The organism is Heliomarina baculiformis (assembly GCF_019966545.1).
Classification (GTDB): Bacteria; Pseudomonadota; Alphaproteobacteria; order Rhodobacterales; family Rhodobacteraceae; genus Heliomarina; species Heliomarina baculiformis.
Genome location: NZ_JAIMIC010000006.1, coordinates 176,238 through 200,868, shown reverse-complemented (window position 1 = coordinate 200,868; position 24,631 = coordinate 176,238). Strand labels below are relative to the sequence as shown.

At 59.9% G+C, this 24,631-nt stretch carries 20 protein-coding genes; 10 read left to right on the top strand and 10 right to left on the bottom strand.

Annotation, left to right across the window (positions count from 1 at the left end):
* Window positions 1–140 precede the first annotated feature (140 nt).
* The gene (locus MF268_RS15275; RefSeq protein WP_238371732.1) at window positions 141–791 is read left to right on the top strand and encodes a peroxiredoxin; all 651 of its coding nucleotides are present in this window, start codon (window positions 141–143) and stop codon (window positions 789–791) included.
* A 137-nt stretch (window positions 792–928) separates the two neighbouring features.
* Here the strand turns inward: MF268_RS15275 and MF268_RS15270 are convergent, their stop codons facing one another.
* From MF268_RS15270 to pnp, 4 genes are all read right to left on the bottom strand, one after another.
* On the bottom strand, window positions 929–1,651 hold the full coding sequence (locus MF268_RS15270) for a glycosyltransferase family 25 protein (RefSeq protein ID WP_238371731.1): 723 nt from the start codon (window positions 1,649–1,651) through the stop codon (window positions 929–931).
* 82 nt (window positions 1,652–1,733) lie between these two features.
* Complete coding sequence (locus MF268_RS15265; protein WP_238371730.1) at window positions 1,734–2,735, bottom strand: SGNH/GDSL hydrolase family protein; 1,002 nt, start codon at window positions 2,733–2,735, stop codon at window positions 1,734–1,736.
* 125 nt (window positions 2,736–2,860) lie between these two features.
* Window positions 2,861–3,415 carry a manganese efflux pump MntP gene (locus MF268_RS15260; RefSeq protein WP_238371729.1) on the bottom strand — a complete coding sequence of 185 codons (555 nt, stop codon included), beginning with the start codon at window positions 3,413–3,415 and terminating at the stop codon, window positions 2,861–2,863.
* A gap of 257 nt (window positions 3,416–3,672) precedes the next feature.
* On the bottom strand, window positions 3,673–5,805 hold the full coding sequence (gene pnp / locus MF268_RS15255) for a polyribonucleotide nucleotidyltransferase (RefSeq protein WP_238371728.1): 2,133 nt from the start codon (window positions 5,803–5,805) through the stop codon (window positions 3,673–3,675).
* A gap of 359 nt (window positions 5,806–6,164) precedes the next feature.
* On the opposite strand from pnp, the gene MF268_RS15250 reads away from it, so the two are divergent.
* The 8 genes from MF268_RS15250 (at window position 6,165) to MF268_RS15215 (ending at window position 16,531) form a co-directional block, all read left to right on the top strand.
* Window positions 6,165–7,646: an ABC transporter substrate-binding protein gene (locus MF268_RS15250; RefSeq protein ID WP_238371727.1), complete on the top strand. Its 1,482-nt coding sequence runs from the start codon at window positions 6,165–6,167 to the stop codon at window positions 7,644–7,646.
* A 356-nt stretch (window positions 7,647–8,002) separates the two neighbouring features.
* Entirely contained in the window at window positions 8,003–9,286 is a 1,284-nt protein-coding gene (locus tag MF268_RS15245) for a sensor histidine kinase (RefSeq protein WP_238371726.1), read from the top strand.
* 105 nt (window positions 9,287–9,391) lie between these two features.
* Window positions 9,392–10,339, top strand: coding sequence for an ABC transporter permease (locus MF268_RS15240; RefSeq protein WP_238371725.1), 948 nt, complete (start codon window positions 9,392–9,394; stop codon window positions 10,337–10,339).
* On the top strand, window positions 10,336–11,151 hold the full coding sequence (locus tag MF268_RS15235; protein WP_238371724.1) for an ABC transporter permease: 816 nt from the start codon (window positions 10,336–10,338) through the stop codon (window positions 11,149–11,151). Before MF268_RS15240 ends, MF268_RS15235 begins: the two co-directional genes overlap by 4 nt.
* Entirely contained in the window at window positions 11,148–12,761 is a 1,614-nt protein-coding gene (locus MF268_RS15230) for an ABC transporter ATP-binding protein (RefSeq protein ID WP_238371723.1), read from the top strand. Before MF268_RS15235 ends, MF268_RS15230 begins: the two co-directional genes overlap by 4 nt.
* On the top strand, window positions 12,754–14,217 hold the full coding sequence (locus tag MF268_RS15225) for an aldehyde dehydrogenase family protein (RefSeq protein ID WP_238371722.1): 1,464 nt from the start codon (window positions 12,754–12,756) through the stop codon (window positions 14,215–14,217). The genes MF268_RS15230 and MF268_RS15225 overlap by 8 nt, the downstream gene beginning before the upstream one ends.
* Window positions 14,218–14,223: 6 nt before the next feature.
* Window positions 14,224–15,123, top strand: a complete 900-nt coding sequence (locus MF268_RS15220) for a DMT family transporter (RefSeq protein WP_238371721.1) — start codon at window positions 14,224–14,226, stop codon at window positions 15,121–15,123.
* Between the two features lie 88 nt (window positions 15,124–15,211).
* Window positions 15,212–16,531 (top strand): sensor histidine kinase, encoded by a 1,320-nt coding sequence (locus tag MF268_RS15215; protein ID WP_238371720.1) that lies wholly within the window; start codon window positions 15,212–15,214, stop codon window positions 16,529–16,531.
* Between the two features lie 28 nt (window positions 16,532–16,559).
* Here the strand turns inward: MF268_RS15215 and pncB are convergent, their stop codons facing one another.
* The 3 genes from pncB to pncA form a co-directional block, all read right to left on the bottom strand.
* Window positions 16,560–17,852: a nicotinate phosphoribosyltransferase gene (gene pncB / locus MF268_RS15210; protein ID WP_238371719.1), complete on the bottom strand. Its 1,293-nt coding sequence runs from the start codon at window positions 17,850–17,852 to the stop codon at window positions 16,560–16,562.
* A gap of 55 nt (window positions 17,853–17,907) precedes the next feature.
* Window positions 17,908–20,151, bottom strand: coding sequence for a PAS domain-containing hybrid sensor histidine kinase/response regulator (locus MF268_RS15205; RefSeq protein WP_238371718.1), 2,244 nt, complete (start codon window positions 20,149–20,151; stop codon window positions 17,908–17,910).
* Window positions 20,152–20,218: 67 nt separating this feature from the next.
* Window positions 20,219–20,818 (bottom strand): bifunctional nicotinamidase/pyrazinamidase, encoded by a 600-nt coding sequence (gene pncA, locus MF268_RS15200; protein ID WP_238371717.1) that lies wholly within the window; start codon window positions 20,816–20,818, stop codon window positions 20,219–20,221.
* A 100-nt stretch (window positions 20,819–20,918) separates the two neighbouring features.
* Here pncA and trhO point away from each other — a divergent pair, with 100 nt between their 5' ends.
* Complete coding sequence (gene trhO, locus MF268_RS15195; RefSeq protein ID WP_238371716.1) at window positions 20,919–21,827, top strand: oxygen-dependent tRNA uridine(34) hydroxylase TrhO; 909 nt, start codon at window positions 20,919–20,921, stop codon at window positions 21,825–21,827.
* Here the strand turns inward: trhO and MF268_RS15190 are convergent, their stop codons facing one another.
* The 3 genes from MF268_RS15190 to MF268_RS15180 form a co-directional block, all read right to left on the bottom strand.
* On the bottom strand, window positions 21,828–23,048 hold the full coding sequence (locus tag MF268_RS15190) for an MFS transporter (RefSeq protein ID WP_238371715.1): 1,221 nt from the start codon (window positions 23,046–23,048) through the stop codon (window positions 21,828–21,830).
* 81 nt (window positions 23,049–23,129) lie between these two features.
* Window positions 23,130–23,390 carry a hypothetical protein gene (locus tag MF268_RS15185; protein ID WP_238371714.1) on the bottom strand — a complete coding sequence of 87 codons (261 nt, stop codon included), beginning with the start codon at window positions 23,388–23,390 and terminating at the stop codon, window positions 23,130–23,132.
* A gap of 95 nt (window positions 23,391–23,485) precedes the next feature.
* On the bottom strand, window positions 23,486–24,631 hold the full coding sequence (locus tag MF268_RS15180; protein ID WP_238371713.1) for a M20 aminoacylase family protein: 1,146 nt from the start codon (window positions 24,629–24,631) through the stop codon (window positions 23,486–23,488).

The window sequence follows — 24,631 nt, the reverse complement described above, 5'->3', positions numbered from 1 at the left end:
CCCGACCGCCCGGTCGGGAGATTCGCGCCACTCTGTCACTGCAGCGCATGCTCGGCAAGTCGGGGGATGAAACTGCCGTGTCTTGTGACTAGATAGGGGGTGCAAGAGTCGTCAACTCCATGAATGGGGGGAAAAACCAAATGAGTTTACGCATCAACGATACTGTTCCGAATTTCACTGCGGAGACCGATCAGGGCACGATCAAGTTTCACGACTGGATCGGCGATAGCTGGGCGATCCTGTTTTCGCATCCAAAGGATTTCACACCGGTCTGCACGACAGAATTCGGTGCTGTCGCGCAGCTTGCCGATGAATGGGAAAAGCGCGGCACCAAGGTGATCGGCGTTTCGGTCGACGGGGTCGAGGATCACAAGAAATGGAAAGGTGATATCGAAACCGCAGGCGGTGCCAAGGCGGGCTTCCCGATCATCGCCGACGAAGGTCTTGAGGTCTCCAAGGCGTTCGACATGCTCCCGGCAGAAGCTTACCTCCCCGACGGGCGTACCCCGGCGGACAGCGCAACCGTGCGCTCGGTCTTTATCATCGGGCCGGACAAGCAGCTCAAGCTGTCGATGACCTACCCGATGACGGTTGGCCGCAATTTTGCCGAGGTGCTGCGTGCGCTCGACGGGTTGCAGATGTCGGCCAAGGGCGTTGCAACGCCTGCGAACTGGCAGCCCGGCGGCGATGTGATCATCCCCACGTCGGTCAGCGATGAGGATGCCAAGGAAAAGTTCGGCGAGTTCAAGACCGTTCTTCCCTATCTGCGGACGACTAAGGCCCCGGCCTGAACTATTGGATGTAAACAAGACAAGCGCCGGTCAGTGACCGGCGCTTTCGTTTTAAACGCTTTCAGTTTTAGGGTCAGCCTTGGCAGCGACGCGTTGCGTCGCCGGGACGAGTTGGCCGAGATTTCGCCGGGTGGAAGTTATCGGGGCCAAGTCTGCGGACGCAGGCGAAGGTGGGCACGGTAGGCCGCGCGGGCCCATTCACGACGTAGTTTGCCGCTTGCCGGAGTGCGTGTCTGAATTGTCGAGCCGCCGATTTCCGAGGCGACCTCGCGGTTGCCATTGCCCAACAGGCTGTGGATCGGCTGACCGGTGATCCAGTGCATCTGGAGGAAGGTGTCGACAGGACGGTCGATTTCCTGCGTCGCTTCGAGCAGCTTTGCCGCCGCATCGCGTCCGACGATCTGGCAGATACATTGCAATCCGATCACCTGCGGCAGGATCAGCCGCATCTTCCCGACCTGCGCCAGCGTGCGTGCGGGTTTCTCACGCGTTTTCACCGGAAGACGGACATACATACTGCTGGTCATGTTGCCTTCGACCAAGGCAAGGGCGCGGGCGAACTGGTCTGGCGCGAGTGACAGGTCATCTTCGGCGATGAGTGCGTAATCGTCATCGCTGTCGACCAGTTTTTGCCAGCATTTCCGGTGGCTGAGAAACACGCCGATCTCTGCAGGCATCAGCAGAAAGGGATAGCGGGGGCTGTGGAGGTCGCCTCCATGAACGGTCATCGAGGCGATCTGCGCCGGATCGCGGCCATTCACCGCCTCGACGGTTTCACCCTGCGGCAAAGTCGACAGCAGCTTGTCGACGTTCTCGCGGCGTTGAGTGCTGGACGACATGTGAATGATGTAGGATCTCATGCGCCGTTCATAGACAGACTACCCCGCCCGCGCCAGATGCACGGACGGGGCGAGATTGGATCATTTGTGGATATCCTGCGGTTCAGGCGACGCGCAGGGGGCGGCGGGTCAGGCCAAGCGCCGCGATTGCGCCGAGCAGCAGGGGCAGGCCCGCAGGAAGCGGCACGGCGGCAACGGAAACCCGGGCCGCTGCATATTCCGCGAATTCCTGATGCACGATCCTGTTTGGATGCACGGAATCGGCAAAGAAGTAGGAATCTGCCGCGCTCGGGTCGACGACCAGTCCGCCGGTGGCATCGAAACTGACGGCGCAGTTATCCAGCGGTGTAAAGGTAGACATGCTGGGGGTGCAGGCTTCGGTCAGGTTGGTCAGACCCAGCGCTGTGGCACGGGGGCGAAGTTCGTCGATGAAATCGGTGAAATCGACGAAAAAGATGTTCAGCCCCTCGTTCTCAAGGTCGATCAGGTTGGCGGCAAGCTGGGTGTTGAATTCTGCCGAGGCTGCGCTGAGCGCGCCAGCGGCAGGGTTGCCGTAAAAGCCCGGATTGTCGGCGATATCGGGCAGATTGGAGACAAGGAAATTGTTGAAATTGCCCCCTAGTGCGGCGACCGCGCGAATACCGTCGGTCACCGAATTGGCGCCGGCCTTGCCATCTGCCGTACCGGTCGCGCCAAAGCTCTGGAACAGGTCATTGGCCCCGAAGAGAGCCGAAACAAGGGGGTTGGTCCCGGCGGCGCCGACATAGGACGACATAACCCCAACCTGCCCCATGAAAGTCGCCAGCGGTTGCAGGGCAGGGGGATAGGTATTGGCATTCACATCTCCGGCGGTTGCGCCTCCAAGAGCGAAGTTCGCTGTGAATTTACCATTGGCGGTGAAGGAGTCGGCGAGAAGTTCGGTCCAGACGGGACCATTCGAGAAACGACCGCCAAGGCTTGGCGGGGCAAGCGTGCCGAATTTGCCGTCATCGCTGAGGCTGTCCCCCAGCGAGTAGAAGCTGGTAAAGCCCATGTCGATGGACGAGGCGCTTGCGGGCAGCGCAAGGCAAATGGCGGCTATCGCCGCGAGTGTTCGTTTCAGCATGTCGTCTCCTCCCAAAGAACGTTGGCGCGCTGGACGCGGCGCCAAGGGGGAGTAGGGCACAGCATAGATAAGAATGGAATACTATTGTTTCCAAAACCAGGCGAAATCTTTGCGATTGTTTCTGTTTAGGTGGTGTGCTCGGCGAGAATGAAGATTCCCATACAGACGAGAATGACGCCTCCAAGGATCTCGAAAATATTGCCGAAGCGACGACCCAAAACGCAACCCAGCAGGGTTCCGGTGGTCGTCATTGCAAAGGTGGCCGCGCCGATGGCCAGCGCGATGGCAAGGATGTTCACATCGAGAAAGGCCAGCGATATCCCGACGGCTGTCGCGTCGATCGAGGTTCCTACGGCCGTCGCAACAAGCGCAAAGGCGCTGCGTTTGCGCGGCGCGGTATCTGTATTGTGAAAGGCGACGTAGATCATGTGTAGCCCGACTCCCGCCAGCAGGGCAAAAGCGATCCAGTGATCCCATGTTTCGATGTAGCGTGTTGCCGCGCGGCCCAGTAGCCAGCCGATCAACGGTGCGATGGTCTCGACCGTGCCAAACAAGAGCCCGCGTCCGAGTGCCGTTGCAATGGAGGGGGTCTGCTGGTTCCTGCTTCCTTTGGCGATTGACGCAACGAAGGCATCCGCAGACATGCTGAAAGCCAGAAGCGCGATGGTCAGAGGGGTCATTTTCCGGTCTCCATCGGGGCGGCAGCGGCAAATCCGGCCATACGCTGCAAACGCAAGCGCAGTCTGTAACCGGGCGGCGGGAATCGTTGCGGCCGTTGAGGGACGGTAGGTAGGAGCGAGCCTCCTAAGTGTCAATAAAATAAGGATAAATGATAATGCGAACAAGTTGCATTACAGGTTCGAACCTGCCGGGCCTGCCACAAAAAAAGCCCCCGGATTGCAACGGGGGCGTTCGTTCTTCTTTCGGGGAGAAGGGCTTAGTCTGCCGCTTCTTCCTTGGCGGCTTCTTCGCCGGTTTCCTGATCGACGACTTTCATCGACAGGCGAACCTTGCCACGGTCATCAAAGCCCAGCAGCTTGACCCAGACTTCCTGACCTTCCTTGAGCACATCCGACGGATGGTTCAGGCGGCGGTTTTCAATCTGGGAGACGTGCACGAGGCCGTCACGCTTGCCAAAGAAGTTCACGAAGGCGCCGAAATCGACGAGCTTCACGACCTTGCCCTTGTAGATCTTGCCTTCTTCCGGCTCGGCCACGATCGAATAGATCATGTCATAGGCCTTTTGGATGGCTTCGGCGTTCGGGCTGGCGATCTTGATGATGCCGTCGTCGTTGATGTCGACCTTGGCACCCGAAACTTCGACGATCTCGCGGATCACCTTGCCGCCCGAACCGATCACTTCACGGATCTTGTCGGTGGGCACCTGCATGGTTTCGATGCGCGGTGCGTGGGCGCTGAACTCGCCTGCGCTGGACAGGGCCTTGTTCATCTCGCCGAGGATGTGGATACGGCCGTCCTTGGCCTGGGCCAGAGCTTTCTCCATGATTTCGGGCGTGATGCCAGCAACCTTGATGTCCATCTGGAGCGAGGTGATGCCGTTCTCGGTACCTGCGACCTTGAAGTCCATGTCGCCGAGGTGGTCTTCGTCCCCAAGGATGTCCGACAGGATCGCGTAGGAACCGTCGTCTTCGAGGATCAGACCCATCGCGACACCGGCCACCGGTGCCTTGAGCGGAACGCCTGCATCCATCATCGACAGCGAACCGCCGCAGACGGAAGCCATCGAGGAGGAGCCGTTGGATTCGGTAATCTCGGACACAACACGGATCGTGTAGGGGAAATCGGTCGAAGCCGGGAGAACCGCCTGAAGCGCGCGCCATGCCAGCTTGCCGTGGCCGATTTCGCGGCGACCGGGCGAACCGACGCGGCCTACTTCACCCACCGAGTAGGGAGGGAAGTTGTAGTGCAGCAGGAAGTTCGATTTGAAGTTGCCGTGCAGCGCGTCGATGAACTGTTCGTCATCGCCGGTGCCGAGCGTGGTCACGACCAAGCCTTGCGTTTCACCACGGGTGAAAAGCGCCGAACCGTGGGTTCGCGGCAGAAGGCCGGTTTCCGCAACGATCGGACGGATGTCGGTGGTGGAACGGCCGTCGATCCGCTTGCCGGTTTTCACCACGTCGCCGCGCAGGATGCCTGCTTCGAGCTTTTTCATGGCGGAACCGAGGTTCGCGTCCTCTGCCTGCTCTTCGGTCAGCGACGCGATGATCGCTTCGCGGGCCGCGGCAACGGCCGTGGTGCGCTCTTGCTTGTCGGTCAGCGCGAAGGCTTCACGCATCTGCGTTTCACCGGCGGCTTTGACAGCTTCGTACAGCTCGGAATAGTCCGGTGCGTCGAAATCAAAGGGCTCTTTCGCCGCTTCTTCGGCCAGCGAGATGATCAGATCAATCACCGGCTGGATCTGCTCGTGCGCAAAGTTCACCGCGCCAAGCATTTCTGCTTCGGAAAGCTCGTAAGCTTCGGATTCGACCATCATGACGGCGTCTTTGGTGCCGGCCACGACCAGATCGAGACGCTGCTCGGGGTTCAAGCGCAGGTCCTGCATGTCGTCGACGGTCGGGTTCAGGATGTATTCGCCATCCTCAAAGCCAACGCGGGCACCGGCGATCGGGCCACGGAACGGCGCGCCGGAAATCGTCAGGGCGGCCGAAGCGGCGATCATCGCGACGATATCGGGGTCGTTGACCAGATCGTGCGAGAGCACGGTGCACATGACCAGAACTTCGTTCTTGAAGCCGGGCACAAAGAGCGGGCGGATCGGGCGGTCGATCAGGCGGGCCGTCAGCGTTTCCTTTTCGGTCGGACGTGCTTCGCGCTTGAAGAAACCGCCGGGGATCTTCCCGGCTGCGTAATATTTTTCCTGATAATGAACGGTCAGCGGAAAGAAATCCTGACCGGGCTTAGGTGCCTTGGCAAAGGTCACGTTCGCCATGACGCTGGTTTCGCCCAGCGTGGCAATAACGGTACCGTCGGCCTGACGCGCAACCTTGCCGGTTTCCAGCGTGAGCGTCTCTTCGCCCCACTGCATGCTTTTTGTCGTTGTGTTAAACATCATCGTATCCTGATTGGGAGCACTCCCGGCGTTCCGGGTCTCCCGTTTGCATGGCGGCCCCATTGCCGCCGACCCTTATACCTTCATCCGCGTGCCAGGGTCCGGGCACATCGTCTCAGATTGGCCGCCCATACACGGGATTGGCCGCTTTGAAAAGGTTTGTCTTTTAGCGGGGGTGGGACCGGCGGAAAGGCACGCGCCTAGCAAGCGGGCGGGTGACTGAAAACACTAGGTTTTTTGTGATCTGCCCGGCTTTGAGGCCAAGTTTGGCTTGTATCCGAGACAATCTCGGCCAAGACTGTTTCTGTCTTGTGTAACCGGAAAACCGGAACCTGTCGCAACCAATAGGGAAATTCATCATGACTTCTTTCTCGAGGCTGGCCTTGGCAAGCGCCGTGGCCCTGATGGCCGGACTGGGAGCCGTGCAGGCTCAGACCAGCGCCACCGTCGCCATGCAGCTTGAGCCACCGCATCTCGATCCGACCTCGGCCGCTGCGGGGGCCATCGACTCGGTGACATATTCCAACATCTTCGAGGGCCTGACGCGCTTTGCCTCTGATGGGTCGATCATTCCCGGGCTGGCCGAAAGCTGGGAAATCTCTGAAGACGGGCTGACCTATACGTTCAAGCTGCGCGATGGTGTGACGTTTCACGATGGCACCACGATGGATGGCGAAGACGTCAAGTTCAGCCTTGATCGTGCCCGTGCCGAAGACAGCGTGAATGCGCAAAAGGCCCTGTTCACCGCGATTGACACGGTCGAAGTCGTCGATCCGCTGACAGTCAAGGTCACGCTGAGCGAGCCGAACGGTCTGTTTTTGTTCAACATGGCATGGGGTGACGCGGTGATCGTGGCGCCCGAAAGCATTGATGACATCAAGTCGACGCCCATCGGCACCGGCGCGTTCAAATTCGTGAGTTGGTCTCAGGGCGACAGCATCCAGATCGAGAAATACGCGGATTACTGGGGTGAGCCGGCCATGCTGGACAGCGCCACTTTCAAGTTCATCTCGGACCCGACCGCCGCCTTTGCCGCGATGATGGCCGAGGATATCGACGCCTTTGCGGGTTTCCCTGCGCCCGAGAACCTGCCGCAGTTCGAAGCCGATGCGCGGTTCCAGGTGCTGGTCGGATCGACCGAGGGTGAAACCATCCTTGCGATGAACAACAAGCGCCCGCCGTTCGATAACGTCAAGGTGCGCGAGGCCGTGGCCCATGCGATCAACCGGCAATCGGTCATCGACGGGGCCATGTTCGGGCTTGGTACGCCGATCGGGACGCATTTCGCACCCCATAACCCCGATTACGTCGATCTCACAGGTATTTCGGAATACGATCCGGCCAAGGCCAAGGCCCTGCTGGAAGAGGCCGGGATGGCGGACGGGTTTGAGACCACGCTGCACTTGCCACCGCCGTCCTATGCTCGTCGCGGTGGCGAAATCATCGCCGCGCAACTGGCCGAAGTCGGTATCACCGCCGAGATTATCAACGTCGAATGGGCGCAGTGGTTGGAAACGGTGTTCCGCGGCAAGGATTTTGGCATGACCATCATCAGCCACACGGAGCCGATGGATATCGGCATCTATGCGCGGCCCGACTACTACTTTCAGTACGACAACCCTGCTTTCCAGGAGTTGATGACCAAGCTGAACGGGACCACCGATCCTGATGAGCGCTCCACCATGCTCAAGGAAGCCCAGGAAATCATCGCAAAAGACTACGTGAACGGCTACCTTTTCCAGCTTGCCTATCCGGTGATTGCGAAAGCCGGGCTGAAGGGCCTTTGGAAAGATGCGCCGACGCAGGCGGTGGACCTGACGGGCGTTAGTTGGTCGGAATAGATCTGAATGACACCGGGCCGGTACATTCGGCCCGGTTACTGTATCCCGAGAGCAGCTAGTCGTTCTGTAATCAGGATTGCTAGCCGGGAAGTGGTCCGGCGTTGGATAGTCGCTTGCGTTTCACATAAGTGGAATATCGCGTTGAACATGCTCTTGGCAGGCTGTTTCGTTTCTCCAATCTGAAACATACGAAAAATATGTTCCTTCCGAGCGCCCGGATAGGGTATGAACTTGGAAACAGATTAGAGCGCTAAACATATTCTGCGAGGCCGAGACCTGGAGGAACGTAGCGGAGTGATGGGTGAAATGTTTTGGGGTTGAACATCGATCACCGTGCTGAATTGGACAGGCTCTATATGCTTGACTACGGGGAGAAACCCGAAGTCATTGCACGATTTGTCGGCGTCATCGGTGGTGGCATTGTACTTTACTTCCACTCTCACTGGATCATATCGCTCGTCTGGGTTTTTTTCTTTGTAAAGCTGCACATCTTCTATTTTCTCTTTCTGCGCAGCCGGGGCGAGGTGGTCAGCCGGCGCGAACATTACATCGCCGCATCCCTGTTTCTTTTGCTGCTGATCGCATTTCTCTGGCTTCCGGCGGTGCTGATCATTCAGGACGACGAGGCGCTGGTATTCGCGGGCGCGGCGCTGATTGGCTGTATCCTCGTGTTTCTGGTGTATCGCTGTGACACGCTGATGTATCTCGTCATTGGCGAAATCGTCGTCGTGGCGATAATGATCGGCTGGATTTTGTACTACATCTTGCCGGATTTCGGGACAATTCCGACGAAAATGGCTATCGTTGTCTGCGGTCTCGCCCTGCTCGGCTATCTGACGCGGTCGATCCTGCAGGGGCGCGCCCACCGGATGGCCTCGGAGGCGGCGGCGACCGGCACCGCGCAGGCGCAGAAGATGGCGGCGATCGGTCGACTTGCCGGTGGTGTCGCGCATGATTTCAACAACATACTGACCGCGATCCAGGGTAATCTTGAACTTTACGGCGAATTCACCGATCAGCGCGACAAGGATGAATCGGTCAGGCGGGCGCATACGGCGTCGCAGCAGGCCGAGGTGCTTGTGCGGCAGTTGATGGTTTATGCCCGCAAGTCGGTCATGGACGTCGGTATTCACGACGTGGATCGGATTTTTGAAGAATTCCTGTCCCTCCTGCGCCATCTCGTTCCCGGGTCGATAAACGTGGTTGCCAAGCGGCCTGAGAGGGGGCTGTTCGCATGGGCCGACAGTAAGCAGATGGTGACGGCTTTGATCAACCTCGCCCAAAATGCTGTCGATGCAATGCCCGACGGTGGCGTTCTGACCGTGTCAGCGCGGGGATGGAACTCGAAACAGCAGGTCCCGACGGTGGATGGAGATACTCTCCCATCCGGTTCCTATATCGTCTTCGAGGTCGAGGATACTGGGCGGGGGATAGACAGCGCCGTCATGGACCGCGTTGTCGAGCCATTCTTTACGACCAAACCCGTGGGGCAGGGATCGGGCCTGGGGCTGTCCATGGTGCTGGGGCTTGCGCGCGAGCTGGGCGGCGGGTTGCAAATAAGGTCGTCGGCCAAGGGCACCAAGGTTAGCATTCTGCTTCGCTGGATCGAAGAAGGTGAATTTCCGGCAGCATTGGCATGAACTATCCGGTGAAAACGCCCGATTGATGAGCGCCGCTGTCATGCGCTATCACGCGGTCAACACGCGCTCTGGACGCTCCCTGTCCGCGCGCATAACGTGGCGCCGATGCTGAACTATATCTTCAAACGCTTCCTCTCGCTGATTGTCAGCCTTGCGGTTGCGAGCCTTGTCATTTTCTTCGTGATCGAAGTCGCGCCGGGTGATCCGGCGCAATTCATGCTGGGCATCAATGCCCAGCCCGATACGGTTGCCGCCCTGCGCTCCGAGCTTGGTCTGGACGTGCCAAAATGGCAGCGTTATCTCGGCTGGGTCGGCGGGCTGGTGACCGGCGATTTCGGCACGTCCTATACCTATCGCACGCCGATCAGCACGATGATCGCGGACCGGCTCTGGGTTTCGCTGCCGCTGGCGATCTACGCGCTAACACTGTCGACGGTCATCGCCTTTCCGGCCGGGATCTATGCCGCCGCGCGCCGGGGTAAGGGGGGGGACATGGCGGTGATGGGCGCCACCCAGCTTGGCGTGGCGGTGCCGAATTTCTGGTTCGCGATGATGATGGTGCTGATATTCGCCATCAACTTGCGTTGGTTCAGCGCGGGAGGTTTTGCCGGCTGGGACAAGGGGTTATGGACCGGGATACACTCGCTGACCCTGCCTGCCGTCTCGCTGGCCCTGCCACAGGCGGCGATTCTTGCGCGGGTCATGCGCTCGGCCTTGCTGGATATTCTGGGGGAGGATTTCATGCGCACCGCCCGCGCCAAGGGGCTCACCCGGCGGCAGGCGCTTTGGCGGCACGGGGTGCGCAATGCGTTGATCCCGGTGCTGACAATCATCGGGCTGCAATTCTCCTTTCTGCTGGCCGGGTCGATTATCATCGAGCAGGTGTTTTACCTGCCGGGCCTTGGGCGTCTGGTGTTTCAGGCCATCAGCTCGCGCGATCTGATCGTCGTCGAATCCGTCGTGATGCTGCTGGTGTTCGCGGTTATTACCGTCAATTTCCTTGTCGATCTGGCCTATGCCGCCGTCGATCCGCGACTGAGGTCCAGAACATGAGACGCAACCTGATCATCGGCGCGTTCCTGACCGCGGTTTTCGTGCTGGCCGCGCTTGTATCCTTTATTTGGACTCCGTTTGACCACACGGCGATGAGCATTCCCGACAAGTTCCAGCGCCCCAACGGGGTGCACCTGCTGGGAACCGACCATTTCGGGCGCGATATCCTGTCGATGATCATGGTCGGTGCGCGGACCTCGATCGCGGTCGCGCTGGTGGCTGTCGGCATTGGCATGGGCTTTGGTGTACCGCTGGGCCTTGCGGCCGCTGCGCGCAAAGGGACATGGCTGGACGAAGTCATCATGCGCGGCAACGATCTGGTCTTTGCCTTTCCCTCGCTGGTCATCGCGATCCTGATTACTGCCGTTTTTGGGGCGGGCGCGATCAACGCGATCATCGCGATTGGTATCTTCAATATCCCTGTCTTTGCCCGGATCACGCGCGGTGCGGCCCTGTCTCTGTGGGAGCGGGAGTTTATCATGGCGGCGCGAGTTTCGGGCAAATCGGCGACGCGGATCAGTTTCGAACATATCTTGCCCAACGTGATGAACCTGCTGATCGTGCAGGGCACCATCCAGTTTTCCTTGGGTATACTGGCCGAGGCGGGTCTGTCTTATATCGGGCTGGGGGCGCAGCCGCCGACGCCCAGCTGGGGGCGGATGCTGGCCGATGCGCAGACGCTTGTTTCCATTGCGCCCCATATCGCGCTTATTCCTGGTGTCGCGATTATCCTGACGGTGCTGGGGCTGAACCTCATGGGCGACGGGTTGCGCGACTATCTTGATCCACGGCTGAGGGTGTCGCGCGCATGAGCTTGCTTCAAATCGATAACCTGTCGATGGACATCGTGAGCACGTCCATCCTGCGGGACGTGACGCTGACGGTCGATCCCGGCGAAATCGTCGCTGTCACCGGCGAAAGCGGTTCCGGCAAATCGATGACGGCCTTTTCCGTGATGCAGCTTTTGCCCGAGAGGGTCAAAACCAGCGGATCGATTTACCTTGACGGCAAGGACCTTTTGCAAGCCTCCGAGGCCGAGATGTGCCGTTTGCGCGGCAATACGGTCGGCATGGTGTTCCAAGAGCCGATGACGGCGCTGAACCCGGTCAAGACCATCGGGGATCAGGTGACCGAGACGATCCTGATCCACAAAGCGATGTCGCCTGCCGATGCAAAGACCCGAGCGCGGGAAGTGCTGGACCGGGTCGGACTTCCGGCTGACCGGTTCCCGCTGTCGCGCTATCCGCATGAATTGTCCGGCGGTCAGCGGCAGCGCGTGGTGATCGCCATGGCCATTGCGCTGCGGCCCAAGCTGTTGATCGCGGATGAACCGACAACCGCGCTTGATGTGACGACGCAGGCGCAGATCCTCGATCTGCTCAAGGGGCTGGTCGAGGATTTCGGCATGGGGTTGCTGATGATCACCCATGACCTTGCCGTTGTGGCGGATATGGCGGACCGGATCGTGGTCATGCGGCGGGGCGAGGTTGTCGAGCGCGGCCCGACCAGGTCGCTGCTGGCGCAGATGAAACACCCCTATACGCGGCAATTGTTCGAGGCATCGGGCCATCAGGTCGATCTGCCGCCGCGGCCCGAGCCCAAGCCCTTGCTTGAGGTAAAAGACGTGGTGCGCGACTATCGCCTGCCGCGCACGCGCCCCTTTGCGCCCCATGGTCAATTCCGCGCCGTAAAGGGGGTGAGTTTCGAGCTGCACCGCGGTGAAAGGCTGGGTCTGGTCGGGGAATCCGGCTGCGGTAAATCGACCCTGACTCGGGCGCTTTTGGGGCTGGAGCCGATACAGGGCGGGTCAATCACGCTGGACGGCGAACCCGTCTTCTCGGGCACGAAGCCGAACCTTGCCGTGCGGCGCAAGATGCAGGTGGTGTTTCAGGACCCGTTTGGCTCCTTCAACCCGCGCCACCGTGTCGACCGGCTGATCACCGAGCCGTTCTTTCTGTTGGACGAGCCGCCCACCGGCAAGGCGCGGGAGGCCGCAATCGGAGAAGCACTCGAGGCCGTCGGTCTGACAGCAAAAGATGCGCGCAAGTACATCCACGAATTTTCCGGCGGCCAGCGGCAGCGTATCGCGATCGCCCGCGCCCTGATCATCCGGCCCGAACTGATCCTGTTCGATGAGGCGGTGAGCGCGCTGGATGTGTCGGTCCGGGCGCAGATCCTTGATCTGCTCGCCGATCTCTGCCGCGCCTATGACCTGTCCTACCTATTCATCTCGCATGATCTGAGCGTGGTGCGCACAGTGACCGACCGGGTGCTTGTCATGAAGTCCGGTGAAATAGTTGAACAGGGAGAGACCGAAGAGGTCTTTTCTAACCCGCGCCATCCCTATACGCGTACGCTCATCGACGCCGCGCCGGTTCTCCCCGATCTGGACGCGCTTGGAAGGAGCCTGACCGATGCCTGATACACTCAACAACACCCTCTGGTTTGACCCTGCGACCTGCCTGATCGGCGGCGCGTGGAAAGCGCCTGCTTCGGGCAAGCTGCTTGATCTGGTGAACCCTTCGGACGGCAGCGTGATCTGCCAGATCGCGGGCGGAGACGCGGCGGATATTGACGCGGCGGTCGAGGCTGCCCATGCGGCCCGCGCCGGGGCGTGGGGAAAGATGACCGCGCTTGAACGCGGCCGCATCCTGACACGGATTGGCCAGCTTGTTCTGGAAAAAGTCGATGAACTTGCCGCGCTCGAAGCGATGGATGTGGGTAAACCGCTTGGGCAGGCGCGCGCCGATGCGGTGGCGCTTGCGCGTTACATGGAATTTTACGGCGGTGCGGCGGACAAGGTGCATGGTGAAACCATTCCCTATATGGATGGATATACCGTTTATACCCTGCGTGAGCCGCATGGCGTGACCGGCCATATTGTGCCTTGGAATTATCCGATGCAGATCATCGGCCGCTCGGTCGGTGCGGCGCTGACAATGGGCAATGCCTGCGTGTTGAAACCGGCAGAAGAGGCCTGCCTGACCGCGCTGGCCTTCGCCCATATCGCGCAGGAAGCCGGGTTGCCGGATGGCGCGCTGAACGTCGTGCCCGGTCTTGGTGCCGAGGCTGGGGCCGCGCTGTCGGGCCATCCGAAGATCCAGCATGTCAGCTTTACCGGTTCGGTTGCGACCGGCGCGCTGGTGCAGGCAGCGGCGGCGAAGAACGTAATTCCGGTGACGCTGGAACTGGGCGGGAAGTCTCCGCAGATCGTGTTTGACGATGCTGATCTGGACGCGGCGCTGCCCTTCCTCGTCAACGCGGGTGTGCAGAATGCGGGCCAGACCTGTTCCGCCTCTTCCCGGATCCTCGTGCAGCGCGGCGTCTATGACGAGGTGCGCAAGCGCATGGGCGAGGCCTATAGCGAGCTGAGCGTCGGCCCGGCAGGCGAGAACCTGCGTCTTGGGCCGCTGATCTCGGCACGGCAAAAGGAAATCGTCAGCGGTTTCATTGCCAAGGGCGGCGATCTGCCGGTCGCCGGTGAAGGGGTGATCGTAGACCATGCGCCCGAGGCCGGTGCCTATGTAAAACCCACGCTTTTCGCCGATGTGCCCGCCGATCACCCGCTGGCCCAGAACGAGATTTTCGGCCCGGTTCAGGTAATGATCCCCTTCGATACCGAAGAAGAAGCGCTTACCATCGCGAACGGCACCGACTACGGGCTTGTCGCCAGTGTCTGGACCCGTGACGGCGCCCGCCAGATGCGGCTCGCCAAGGCGCTTCACACCGGGCAGGTGTTCATCAACAACTACGGTGCCGGTGGCGGCGTCGAACTGCCCTTTGGCGGGGTCGGCAAATCCGGTCATGGCCGAGAAAAAGGCTTTGAGGCGCTGTACGGGTTCTCTCAGCTCAAGACGGTTGCTGCTTTTCATGGGTAAACGACAATGAGTGTCCGTCCCGGCGACAGAGTCGCGCTTGCCATCGTGATTTCCTTGGTGGCGATCGTGCTTTTCGACGGGATGGGACTTATCATCAAACGCCTTTCGGCGGATTACACGGCACCGGAGCTTTCGGCCTATCGCAATACGTTCGGTCTGTTGCCGTCTATCATTATCCTGCTCACGTCGCGCGCCTGGCATCGATCCGGGCGCAGTCTGCGAATGCGGCAGTGGAAGCTGGCCTGTGCCCGAGGGTTGATCGTGACGCTCGCACAGCTGATGTTCTACTACAGCCTTGCAAGTCTGCCGTTTGCGACGGCCAATACCATCACCTATTCCAATGCCCTGTTCATGACGGCCTTGGCGGTGCCCCTGCTTGGCGAGAAAGTCGGGATGATGCGCTGGGGCGCTGTCGTGCTGGGGTTCATCGGAGTGGTGCTTGTCGTCGGGCCGACTTCGGACGGTTTCTCCTGGGCGGCTATCGCGGCGCTTGCCGCCGCTTTCTTCTATGCGCTTTCCGGGGTCAGCGCGCGGATGCTGGACGATGATGTGCCAAGCCCGCTGGCCAATATCTATTCCGCCTGCGTCGCAACGGTCGGATCCGTGATCTTTGCCTTTGCCATGGGCGGGTTTTCCCCGATCCACAATCCGTCCGACATCTGGTGGATCGCCGCGATGGGCGGCATCGGCGGGATGGCGGTGCTTTGCCTCGTGGTTGCTTATCGCATGACCGAACAGAGCAATCTTGCCCCCTTTGCCTATTTCGGCATACCCACCGCATTCGCTTTTGGCTGGATCTTTTTCGGCGAAGCGCCGTTTGGCGATCTGTTCCCCGGGGCGCTTTTGATCATCCTTGGCGGGCTGATCATCATCTGGCGCGAAAGACGTCTTTCCGCTGCTGGTTAACCATATTCGCTCGGCGTTAGGCAAACGTTAATCAAACTGTCCCATTGATGAGAGAAGGCCGCCAATCTTCATCTGATATGGATTTCCGATGACTCCAAAGTCGCAGCTTGCCCGCAATCTGAGGATCATCACCTGTACAATCCTGGCGATTGGCGTAGCGACGGTCGTGTTGCTCGTTTTTGTGTTTGTTATCAACAGCCGCGAGCAGGAAAAACTGATTGATGCGCAGCTTGACGCGCATACCACTCTGATCGAATTGCAGGCGGCCATCGGCTATGGCGGCATGATCCACAAGTTCAAGAACTGGGTGCTGCGGCCGGACGAACCGTATTACCGCGATAGGGCAATCGAAACCGGGCAGAGGGCTCTGGCGCTTCTTGATCACCTAGAGACGACTGCAAGTATCAAACGTCTTGGCCTCACGCTGGATGCCGAGCGCGAAACCATCGAAGCGTACATGAAAAATATCGCCCACGTGTCGGAACTACACGCACAGGGCATGCTGCCGGGCGATATCGATGACAGGGTAAGGATCAGCGATGATGAGGCTCTCGCCCAGTTGGGAGTGTTACAACAGAAGATGATCGCAACCATGCAAGAACAGCAGCGTGAACTCGTCGCGCGGAAGAATTTTCTTCTGATGCAGCCGACTATGATCATTGCCGTTCTGCTCACGATGCTCTTGCTTCTTGTGCGTCGACGCGCGCATATCAGGAGCGATTTCGATGCGCTGCGGGTCTCCGAGATGGAGCAGTTTACCCAGATCGCGGCCCACGACTTGCGCACACCCTTGCGCCACATCACTTCGATGGCAGAGTTCGCAGCCGAAGAGCTAGAAAACGACGGTGCCACTGCCCATGCCGCTGCGAGAAAGCATATCGACGGCATTTTCGAACGGACACGAAAACTCGAGGCACTGATCCGGGCCGTGTTCCGCTATATCATGATCGAAGGCGCATCGCAGGAAGTCGAAACCGTAAATCTGCGAGAACTGGTAATCGATCTTGGTGCCTTGCATATCCCCGAAGGCGGGACCCTTCGGCTTGAGGGGGAGTTACCCGTTGTCCGCGCCCAGCGGGTCGAGCTTGAGATCATCCTGCGCAACCTTATGTCGAATGCCGTAAAACACCATCCAACCGGCACACCGACGATAACCTTGCGCTATTCCAGAAAGGGGCGCCTGCACCAGTTCGAGGTTGAAGACGATGGCCCGGGCATTCCCGAGGAACATGCCGAGAAGGTCTTCGGTATGTTCTGGACGCCCAACCTAGACAAGGAAACCGGCGATGTTTCCGGCGTCGGGCTGGCACTGGTGCGCCGGATCGTCAACCGCTGGGGGACAGAGCTTTCAATGAGCAACGCAAACCCGACCGGCGCGATTTTCAGATTCTCGATGCCCGTTATCTGAGCTTCGAGCCAACCCCGGTTTTGCCCGGTCAGACAATCACTTCTATCGCTTCCTGCTGACCAACGCCGAAGACACGCTTGTAGCGCTCGATCTCGTCTTTCGGACCCATCGCCTTTTCGGGATTGTCCGAGAGCTTGACCGTCGGGCGACCGTTTGCGGAAACGGCTTTGCAGACCAGCGAAAAGGGTGACAAAGCATCGTCCTTTACCAGACCGCGAAAGTCGTTGGTCAGCAACGTGCCCCAGCCAAAGGATGCCTTGACGCGACCTGAGAATTTCTTTTGCAGATCAATGATCTTTTCGACATCCAGACCGTCCGAGAAGATCACCCGTTTCTCGCGTGGATCTTCGCCACGGGCGCGCCACCAGTCGATCGCGATTTCCGCCGCTTTCTCGGGGTCGCCGCTGTCGACGCGGATGCCTGTCCAGCCCGCAAGCCAGTCGGGCGCGTTATCCAGAAAACCTTTCGTGCCATAGGTGTCGGGCAGGATGATGCGCAGGTTACCTTCGTGCTCTTCGTGCCAATCCATCAAAACGTCATAGGGCGCGTTGCGGAGTTCCTCATCGGTGTCGGCGAGCGCGCTATAAACCATCGGAAGTTCATGTGCGTTCGTGCCGATGGCTTCGACCTCGCGGCGCATGGCGATCAGGCAGTTCGAGGTGCCGGTGAACTTGGGGCCGAGCCCTTCCATCATCGCCTGAACACACCAGTCCTGCCAGAGAAAGGAATGCCGCCGGCGCGTGCCGAAATCGGCGATCCCGAGGTTTTCGAGAGGTCGAAGCTGTTCGATTTTTTCCCAAAGGCGGGTCATCGCCCTCGCGTACAGCACCTGAAGCTCGAAGCGGCCCATGTCATTCAGCACGGCGCGACCGCGCAGCTCCATCAGCACCGCCAGAGCGGGGATTTCCCAGAGCATTACCTCGGGCCATGCGCCCTCGAAGGTCAACTCATACTGGTCGCCTTTGCGTTCCAGGTGATAGGGCGGCAGGCGCAGATTTTCGAACCACTCCATGAAATCGGACCGGAACATCTGCCGTTTGCCGTAAAAGGTATTCCCCCTCAACCATGTGCTTTCGCCGCGGCTGAGTGACAGCGAGCGGATGTGATCGAGTTGTTCGCGCAATTCGCCCTCGTCAATGAGGCGTGCCAGCGGGATATGTGTCGACCGGTTGATCAGCGAGAAAGTGACCCGTGTGTCGCGCTTGTTGCGGAAAACAGACTGACACATCAGCAACTTGTAAAAGTCCGTATCGATCAGCGAGCGGACGATGGGATCGATCTTCCACTTGTGATTATAGACGCGGGTTGCGATATCGACCATCTTGCGCTCCGGCGGTTACAGGCCCGCCGGTTAAACCAACCGCGCCGGCTTTTGTCTAGGGCGGTGCGGGATCGGTGCTAGAAGGGGGGCTGGAGGGGTTCGTCAGCTCCAGCATGGCCTTGATCAGATCGTTTCTCCGCACGGGCTTGGTCAGAAAGCCGGTCATCCCCGCACGCATACAGGCGGCCTGATCGGTTGCAAAGGCATTCGCGGTCAGGGCTACGATGACGGGGTGAGCCCCTTGCTCCCGGCGGATGACCTCGGTTGCCTCCAGCCCGCTCATCTCTGGCATGGACATGTCCATGAGGACCAGATCGGGGCGTTCCGTCCGGCATTTTTCGACCGCTTCGCGACCGTTTTCCGCGAAAAACAGTTTTACCGGCAGATCCCGCAGGTATTTCTGGATCAGGACGCGGTTGATCCGGTTGTCCTCTGCGACGAGGATTTTCTTTCCCACCAATTCCTCGGTGCGAAGCCGTCTTTTTGCGTCATGCCCTAAGGGGACGTCGGTTTTTTCGCACGGAGGGAAGAGGAGCGAGACCGTAAATTCCGATCCCTTACCCAGACTGGACGTAACTTCCAGCGTGCCCCCCATTGCACGTGCGAGCAGTCTTGAGATCGTCAGCCCAAGGCCTGTACCGCCAAACCGGCGCGCGGTCGAATCCTCGGCCTGCGAGAAACGTTCGAATATGGTTTCGAGATGTTTTGGCGCTATCCCGATACCAGAATCCTTTACGCGCACCGTAAAGCCCGGGTCTGCGCGTGCAACCGTCACCGTGACACCGCCTCTCTCGGTGAATTTGAGCGCATTCCCGATGAGGTTGACGAGAATCTGCCTGAAACGGCTGTCGTCGCCAAAAACGAACTGGGGGATGTCCGGCGCGATGTCGAGAACAAGGTGGATGCCTTTATCGTGCGCGAGCCTGCGAAAGGGCAGGACAGTGTCGTTCAGACAGGCGTGGAGATCGAAGTCGACGGGGTTCAGGATCATGCGCTCGGCATCGAGCTTGGAGATATCGAGGATATCGTTCAGGAGCGAAAGCAATGACTGGGCCGAACTGCGAATGGCTTCGGCATAGACCCGTTGTTCTTCACTCAGATCGGACTCGCAGATCAGGTCCGCCATGCCGATCACCCCATTCATCGGCGTCCGGATTTCATGGCTCATATTCGCGAGAAATTCGGTCTTGGCGCGCGCCGCGTCCTCGGCCCGGTCCCGGGCGCTTTCAAGTTGCTTCGCGATTTCGCGCGCCGAGGTTATGTCGCGCTCGATGGCGAGTGTCATCGAAAGATTGCCGTTCTCATCCAGAACCGGCACCTGGTTGGTTTCAAGCCAGATTTCGCGCCCATCGCGCGTGATATTCTGGATTTCACCCCGAAATGGCAGACTGTGACGGTTTGCGTGCTGGATGGCGGCAACGGTTTCAGCCGAGGTGCCGGGGCCATTCATCAGGTCGCCTGCCCGTTTCCCGATGCACTCCGCCCGCGAGTAGCCGGTGATCTTGGTAAAGGCATCGTTGGTCCAGATGATGCGTTGATCGGCATCAAGAATGAACACGCTGTCGTTGGCATTGCGGGCAACGAGGGTGAGCTGTTCGGCTTCCTTTCGGCTTTGTTCAAGCTCGGCGTTTACCGCGACAAGTTCTTCCTGATGGTCGAGCAGGGCCAGGTGCTTTTGGCGGTTCCGGTAAAAGGTGGCGTTGGCAAAGCGCAGGATGCTGTAGACGATGAACCCCATGATCATGACACCGGCGCAATCGAGCAGCAGGGCGGTGTCACCCCATGATCGACCGGCAAAAAGCGCAGCGACAAAGGCAGCAGTGGTTATGCCGAAGATCACCAGCCGGACGACGGCAGCCGGTTTGTGATACGGCAGCGTAAGCCCGGCGTTGATCGTCGCGCCGGCAAGAAAACTGAAGGCATAGAGCGGCGCGCCGTTTTTCGTCGATAAAAGCAGCAGGATCATGCAGATCGAGACGCCGATTGTCTGGATCGCGGCAGTGACGGGGATCCAAGGCGTCAGGTGATCCACCTCCCTGTTGTCCCGAAGCTCGCGCCAGATGTGACGCAGCAAGATAAAATCGAGGTATTCGCAGGTCAGCGCGATAGCGATGGCTATGAGCCCGGTGGCGGGGCTTGCCGTTGCTGTGACAACAAGCCCGGCAGAAAGCGTAAGAATCTGGCGTTTCGCGAAATGGATCACCCGGCCCCGCGCATAGCGCGCCAGCAGGCTTCGCGGTTCGAAATATGCCTTTACGCCTGTCGGGCGATGGTCGGCCGGCCCCGTTCCATCCTGCATGACAGGTCCCTTAGCAGTTGCAACGTGTGTCTACTGCTAGGCCGAGAGACTTAAGATTTGGCCAACTTCAGGCCAGGGCGATGGTCACGCCGGACTTTTGCATCGACTCCAGCGCTTCCTGCATGGACCCTTCCAGATCGATGCCACGGCAGGCGGTTTTGTCCACGGTGACGTCAAAGCCCAGCCGGGCCGCATCCACCGCCGAATAGTGAACGCAGAAATCTGTTGCCAGCCCGACCATCGTGAGCACCGTCAGACCCCGGTCGCGCAGGTAACCGTTCAATCCGGTCGGTGTCTTCTGGTCGTTCTCGAAAAAGGCGGAATAGCTGTCGATGCCGGGGCGGAACCCTTTCCGGATTATCATGTCGCCCTTGATGCGCAGATCCTTGTGGAAAGCGGCGCCATCGCTGCCCTGAATACAATGTTCCGGCCAGAGAACCTGTGGCCCATATGGCATGTCGATCATGTCATAGGGCAGGCGATCCTTGTGCGAGGTCGCGAAGGAAGAATGCCCGGCCGGATGCCAGTCCTGTGTCAGGATCACCGCGTCGAAATCGTCCATCATGGCATTGATCGGCGCGACAACCTCGTCTCCGCCTGGGACGGCAAGCGCGCCGCCGGGGCAGAAATCGTTTTGGACATCGATGACGATCAGGGCTCTGGACATGGCGACCTCATGGCTGTGACCATGAATGGGTACGCAGAGCCGCGCGCCGCGTCAATGCGGGGTCTTGCGCGGGGTGGCTCGCGGGCCTAAATCAGCGCGCATGTTCAGGATTGCTGCCTTATATCATTTCACCCGTTTCGAAGATCCGGCCGCGCTCAAGCCCGCTCTCGAGGCGGTCTGCCGTGCGGGCGAGGTGCGCGGAACGCTCTTGCTGGCGCGCGAGGGGATTAACGGGACCATCGCGGGTCCCTCGGCGGGGGTCGAGGCTGTTTTGTCCCATATCCGCGCGCTGCCTGGATGCGAGGGACTGGAGTGGAAGGAATCCACCAGCGACAAGCCGCCTTTTGCCAAGCTCAAGGTGCGGCTCAAGAAAGAGATCGTCACGATGGGTCAGCCCGATGTCGACCCAAAGGCTCGCGTCGGGCATTATGTCGACCCGTCGGAGTGGAACGAGCTGATCCGCTCGCCCGATGTCGCGGTCATCGACACCCGCAACGATTACGAGGTGGCCATCGGCACGTTTGAGGGCGCCGTCGATCCGGAAACCAAAAGCTTTGGTGAATTTCCCGCGTGGTGGGAAGAAAACCGTCACCGGTTTCACAACAAGCGCATCGCGATGTTCTGTACCGGCGGCATCCGCTGCGAAAAATCAACGAACTTCCTGCTCGGACAGGGCGTCGAGAATGTGTTCCACCTCAAGGGCGGTATCCTCAAATATCTGGAAGAAGTCCCGCAAGAAGAAAGCGCGTGGCAGGGCGAATGTTTTGTTTTCGATAATCGCGTCAGTGTCGGCCACGGGCTGAAAGAGGGACCGCATCTCCTATGTCACGGGTGCCGTCGTCCGCTCTTGCCCGAGCACCGGCAGCGTCAGGGCTATGAAGAGGGCGTGTCCTGTCATCAATGCGTGGATGAGACATCAGCGGCGGACAAGGCCCGGTTTCGCGAGCGGCAGAAACAGATTGGACTCGCCCGGGCACGCGGTGAGCGCCACATTCCCCTGCAGGATTGATCAGGCCGTCGCCATTTCCGGGCGTCGTGGGCGGGATCGCAGCAATAGCAACAGAACGATCCCCAGATTTAGGCCGTTGAACAGGATTCCGTTCAGGAAAGCCCATTGATAGCTGCCAGTCAGATCGTAGATCCAGCCCGACATCCAGCCACCCAGAGCCATACCGACGATGGTCAGCATCACCACAAATCCCACTCGCGCCCCGGCCTCGCGTGCGGGGAGATATTCGCGCACCACCAGTGCATAGCTTGGCACGATGCCGCCCTGCGCGAGACCGAACATGGCGCTGATGACATAAAGCGAGACCATTCCGTCATAGGGCAGGTAAAAGAAGAGGGCGAGGCACTGGAGCGTCGAGCCGATCAGCAGGATGCGCAGCCCGCCAAGCTTGTCGGCGGCCAGACCGGAGATCAAGCGGCTGACCACCCCGCCGAGCAGCATCAGCGACAGCATCTCGGCCCCGACGGCCGGACCGTATCCAAGACCGACGCAATAGGCGACGATATGGACCTGCGGCATGGACATGGCAACGCAGCAACCGATCCCGGCGATACCGAGAAGCCAGGTCAGGGTCCTCGGTGACATGCCCGCACTTTTCGCGCGCAGGTCCGAGGCCGTCTGCGCGATCCCATGTGCCTCATCCGGGACGCGGCGGCGCAGCAGCAGGGACAGTGGAATGACGGTTGCAAGGGTGATGACGGCAAGCAGAACATAGACCTGCCGCCAGCCGGATTCCGCAAGGATATTGGCCAGCAGCGTGGGCCAGATTGCACCCGAGAGGTAATTGCCGCTTGCAACCAAAGCTACCGCGATGCCCCGCCGCCTCAGGAACCAGTGGGAAATATCTGCGATTAACGGGCCAAATCCTACCCCGGTACAGATGCCCACCAGCAGATGCGCCGCGGATATCATCAGGATAGACGGTGCAAGGGTGGTCAGATAAAAGCTGAGCGCAATCCCGAGTGCGGCACCGATCAGCGCGATCGTGACTGAGAACCGGTCGACGATCCTGCCGATCACAAGGTTGCCAAGCGCGAAGCCGATCATGGTGAGCGTATAGGGAAGCGAGGCCGATGCCCTGTCGGCGCCGAATTCGGCTTCGATGGCGGGCATGACGACGACAACGGCCCAGATGCCCACATTGGCGACAGTCGCGATAAGCACCGTGACCAGAAGGCGGAGCCATGAATAGGTGCTGTCGTGGATAGAGTCGCTCGTCATGGGGCGCACGCTAGGCGCGCGCCCCCGTATTGTCACGCACTCGCAGGAACATTTCTATCCTGTGCGGAAGGGTTTGTGGCGTCAGACCGGGGTTGGGTCCTTGGCCTGCGCATCACCGCCGGGCTGCTGTCCGGCCGTTTTGTCGGAAGAGGGCGACGAGGGCCTGCTTCCGGTTTGCTGTGCTTCGCTTACCGTCGACGGTGCTGCCTTGGGGTCGCGTTCGCGTGGCGTATCGTTCCCAGCTTCTTTTTCCTGCTGCTTTAGACGGTCTGCCGTTGCCTTGATTGCGCTGCCGGCCCCAACGTCCCGGGTCTCGTGTTCGTCATGCTCTGTCTGTGACATGGTCATATCCTCCGTAAAGCCACGTCAGCTCAACGCTTGAACATGGTCACGGGTTGCGCCGCTCCGAAAGCTTCAGGCGGAGAAGCGCCGGTTGGCTAAACGGACCGCTCAGCCAGCCTCTGGCGGGCAATTTCGACATGGAGACGGGCCCCATGCAAAAGGCTCGCGTCGTTGAAATCGTATCCCGGATTGTGGAGCGGCGCGGAATCTTCGCCATTGCCGAAAAAGGCAAAGCAGCCCGGTACATGGGCAAGGAAGCGGGCAAAATCTTCTGACGCTGTGATGGCGGGCGCGTTTGCATCTACGGCCGCGGATACCTGCGTTGCTGCCTCGCCGAAGGCGGTTGTCAGTTCAGGGTTGTTCAACAGCGGGACAAATTCACGGCTGTAGGTGACGTACGCCTTGACGCCGTGTCCCAGTGCGATGCCGCTTGCGATGCGGCGCATTTCCGCTTCGATAAGGGCCGACACCTCTGGCCGGAAGGAGCGTGCTTCGCCCATAACCCGTGCCTTGCCAGGCAGTGCATTGCGCACCCCGTCAGTCAGCAGTTCGGTGACGGAAACCACCGCGATGTCGCCCGGATCGACTCTGCGCGACACGATGGTCTGCAATTCGAGAACGAGAGCACAGGCCGGTGTCATGACCTCGCGCCCGGCATGGGGCCGCGAGGCGTGCCCGCCCAACCCGGTCAGCTCGATCTCGAATATGTCCTCGGCAGACATGATTGCGCCGGGGCGGGTCTGCGTATGGCCGACGGGAAGGCCGGGCATATTGTGAAGCCCGTAGATTTCGTCAAAGGGAAAGCGGTCGAGCAATCCATCGTCGATCATTGCCTGCGCGCCCTGACCCCATTCCTCGGCAGGCTGAAAAATAAACCGGACGGTGCCGTCGAAACCACCTTTTTGCGCGAGGATGCTGGCCGCGCCCAGAAGGCAGGACGTATGCCCGTCATGGCCGCAGGCATGCATGGTGCCCGGGCTGGTCGATGCCCATTCCGACTCTGTGGTTTCGGTGATCCGCAGGGCGTCCATATCTGCGCGCAGGGCGATGGCCCGGTTCGAGGTGCCGCGCTGCAGGGTAGCCACAACGCCTGTCCCGCCGATGCCTTCGGCCACGTCAAGACCCATATCGCGCAGTGTATCGGCGACGAACCGCGCCGTGCGCTGTTCCTCGAACCCGAATTCCGGATGGCGGTGCAGATCGCGACGCCACCCTGTCATGCGTTCAACGAGGTCTTTCAT

Coding starts and splice junctions, on each gene's coding strand:
- MF268_RS15185 (WP_238371714.1), bottom strand. CDS start 23,390: ATGTCACAGACAGAGCATGACGAACACGAGACCCGGGACGTTGGGGCC.
- MF268_RS15205 (WP_238371718.1), bottom strand. CDS start 20,151: ATGCAGGATGGAACGGGGCCGGCCGACCATCGCCCGACAGGCGTAAAG.
- MF268_RS15215 (WP_238371720.1), top strand. CDS start 15,212: ATGACTCCAAAGTCGCAGCTTGCCCGCAATCTGAGGATCATCACCTGT.
- MF268_RS15275 (WP_238371732.1), top strand. CDS start 141: ATGAGTTTACGCATCAACGATACTGTTCCGAATTTCACTGCGGAGACC.
- MF268_RS15225 (WP_238371722.1), top strand. CDS start 12,754: ATGCCTGATACACTCAACAACACCCTCTGGTTTGACCCTGCGACCTGC.
- MF268_RS15230 (WP_238371723.1), top strand. CDS start 11,148: ATGAGCTTGCTTCAAATCGATAACCTGTCGATGGACATCGTGAGCACG.
- MF268_RS15240 (WP_238371725.1), top strand. CDS start 9,392: ATGCTGAACTATATCTTCAAACGCTTCCTCTCGCTGATTGTCAGCCTT.
- MF268_RS15250 (WP_238371727.1), top strand. CDS start 6,165: ATGACTTCTTTCTCGAGGCTGGCCTTGGCAAGCGCCGTGGCCCTGATG.
- MF268_RS15270 (WP_238371731.1), bottom strand. CDS start 1,651: ATGAGATCCTACATCATTCACATGTCGTCCAGCACTCAACGCCGCGAG.
- pncA (WP_238371717.1), bottom strand. CDS start 20,818: ATGTCCAGAGCCCTGATCGTCATCGATGTCCAAAACGATTTCTGCCCC.
- trhO (WP_238371716.1), top strand. CDS start 20,919: ATGTTCAGGATTGCTGCCTTATATCATTTCACCCGTTTCGAAGATCCG.
- MF268_RS15180 (WP_238371713.1), bottom strand. CDS start 24,631: ATGAAAGACCTCGTTGAACGCATGACAGGGTGGCGTCGCGATCTGCAC.
- MF268_RS15220 (WP_238371721.1), top strand. CDS start 14,224: ATGAGTGTCCGTCCCGGCGACAGAGTCGCGCTTGCCATCGTGATTTCC.
- pnp (WP_238371728.1), bottom strand. CDS start 5,805: ATGTTTAACACAACGACAAAAAGCATGCAGTGGGGCGAAGAGACGCTC.
- MF268_RS15190 (WP_238371715.1), bottom strand. CDS start 23,048: ATGACGAGCGACTCTATCCACGACAGCACCTATTCATGGCTCCGCCTT.
- MF268_RS15245 (WP_238371726.1), top strand. CDS start 8,003: ATGCTTGACTACGGGGAGAAACCCGAAGTCATTGCACGATTTGTCGGC.
- MF268_RS15260 (WP_238371729.1), bottom strand. CDS start 3,415: ATGACCCCTCTGACCATCGCGCTTCTGGCTTTCAGCATGTCTGCGGAT.
- MF268_RS15235 (WP_238371724.1), top strand. CDS start 10,336: ATGAGACGCAACCTGATCATCGGCGCGTTCCTGACCGCGGTTTTCGTG.
- pncB (WP_238371719.1), bottom strand. CDS start 17,852: ATGGTCGATATCGCAACCCGCGTCTATAATCACAAGTGGAAGATCGAT.
- MF268_RS15265 (WP_238371730.1), bottom strand. CDS start 2,735: ATGCTGAAACGAACACTCGCGGCGATAGCCGCCATTTGCCTTGCGCTG.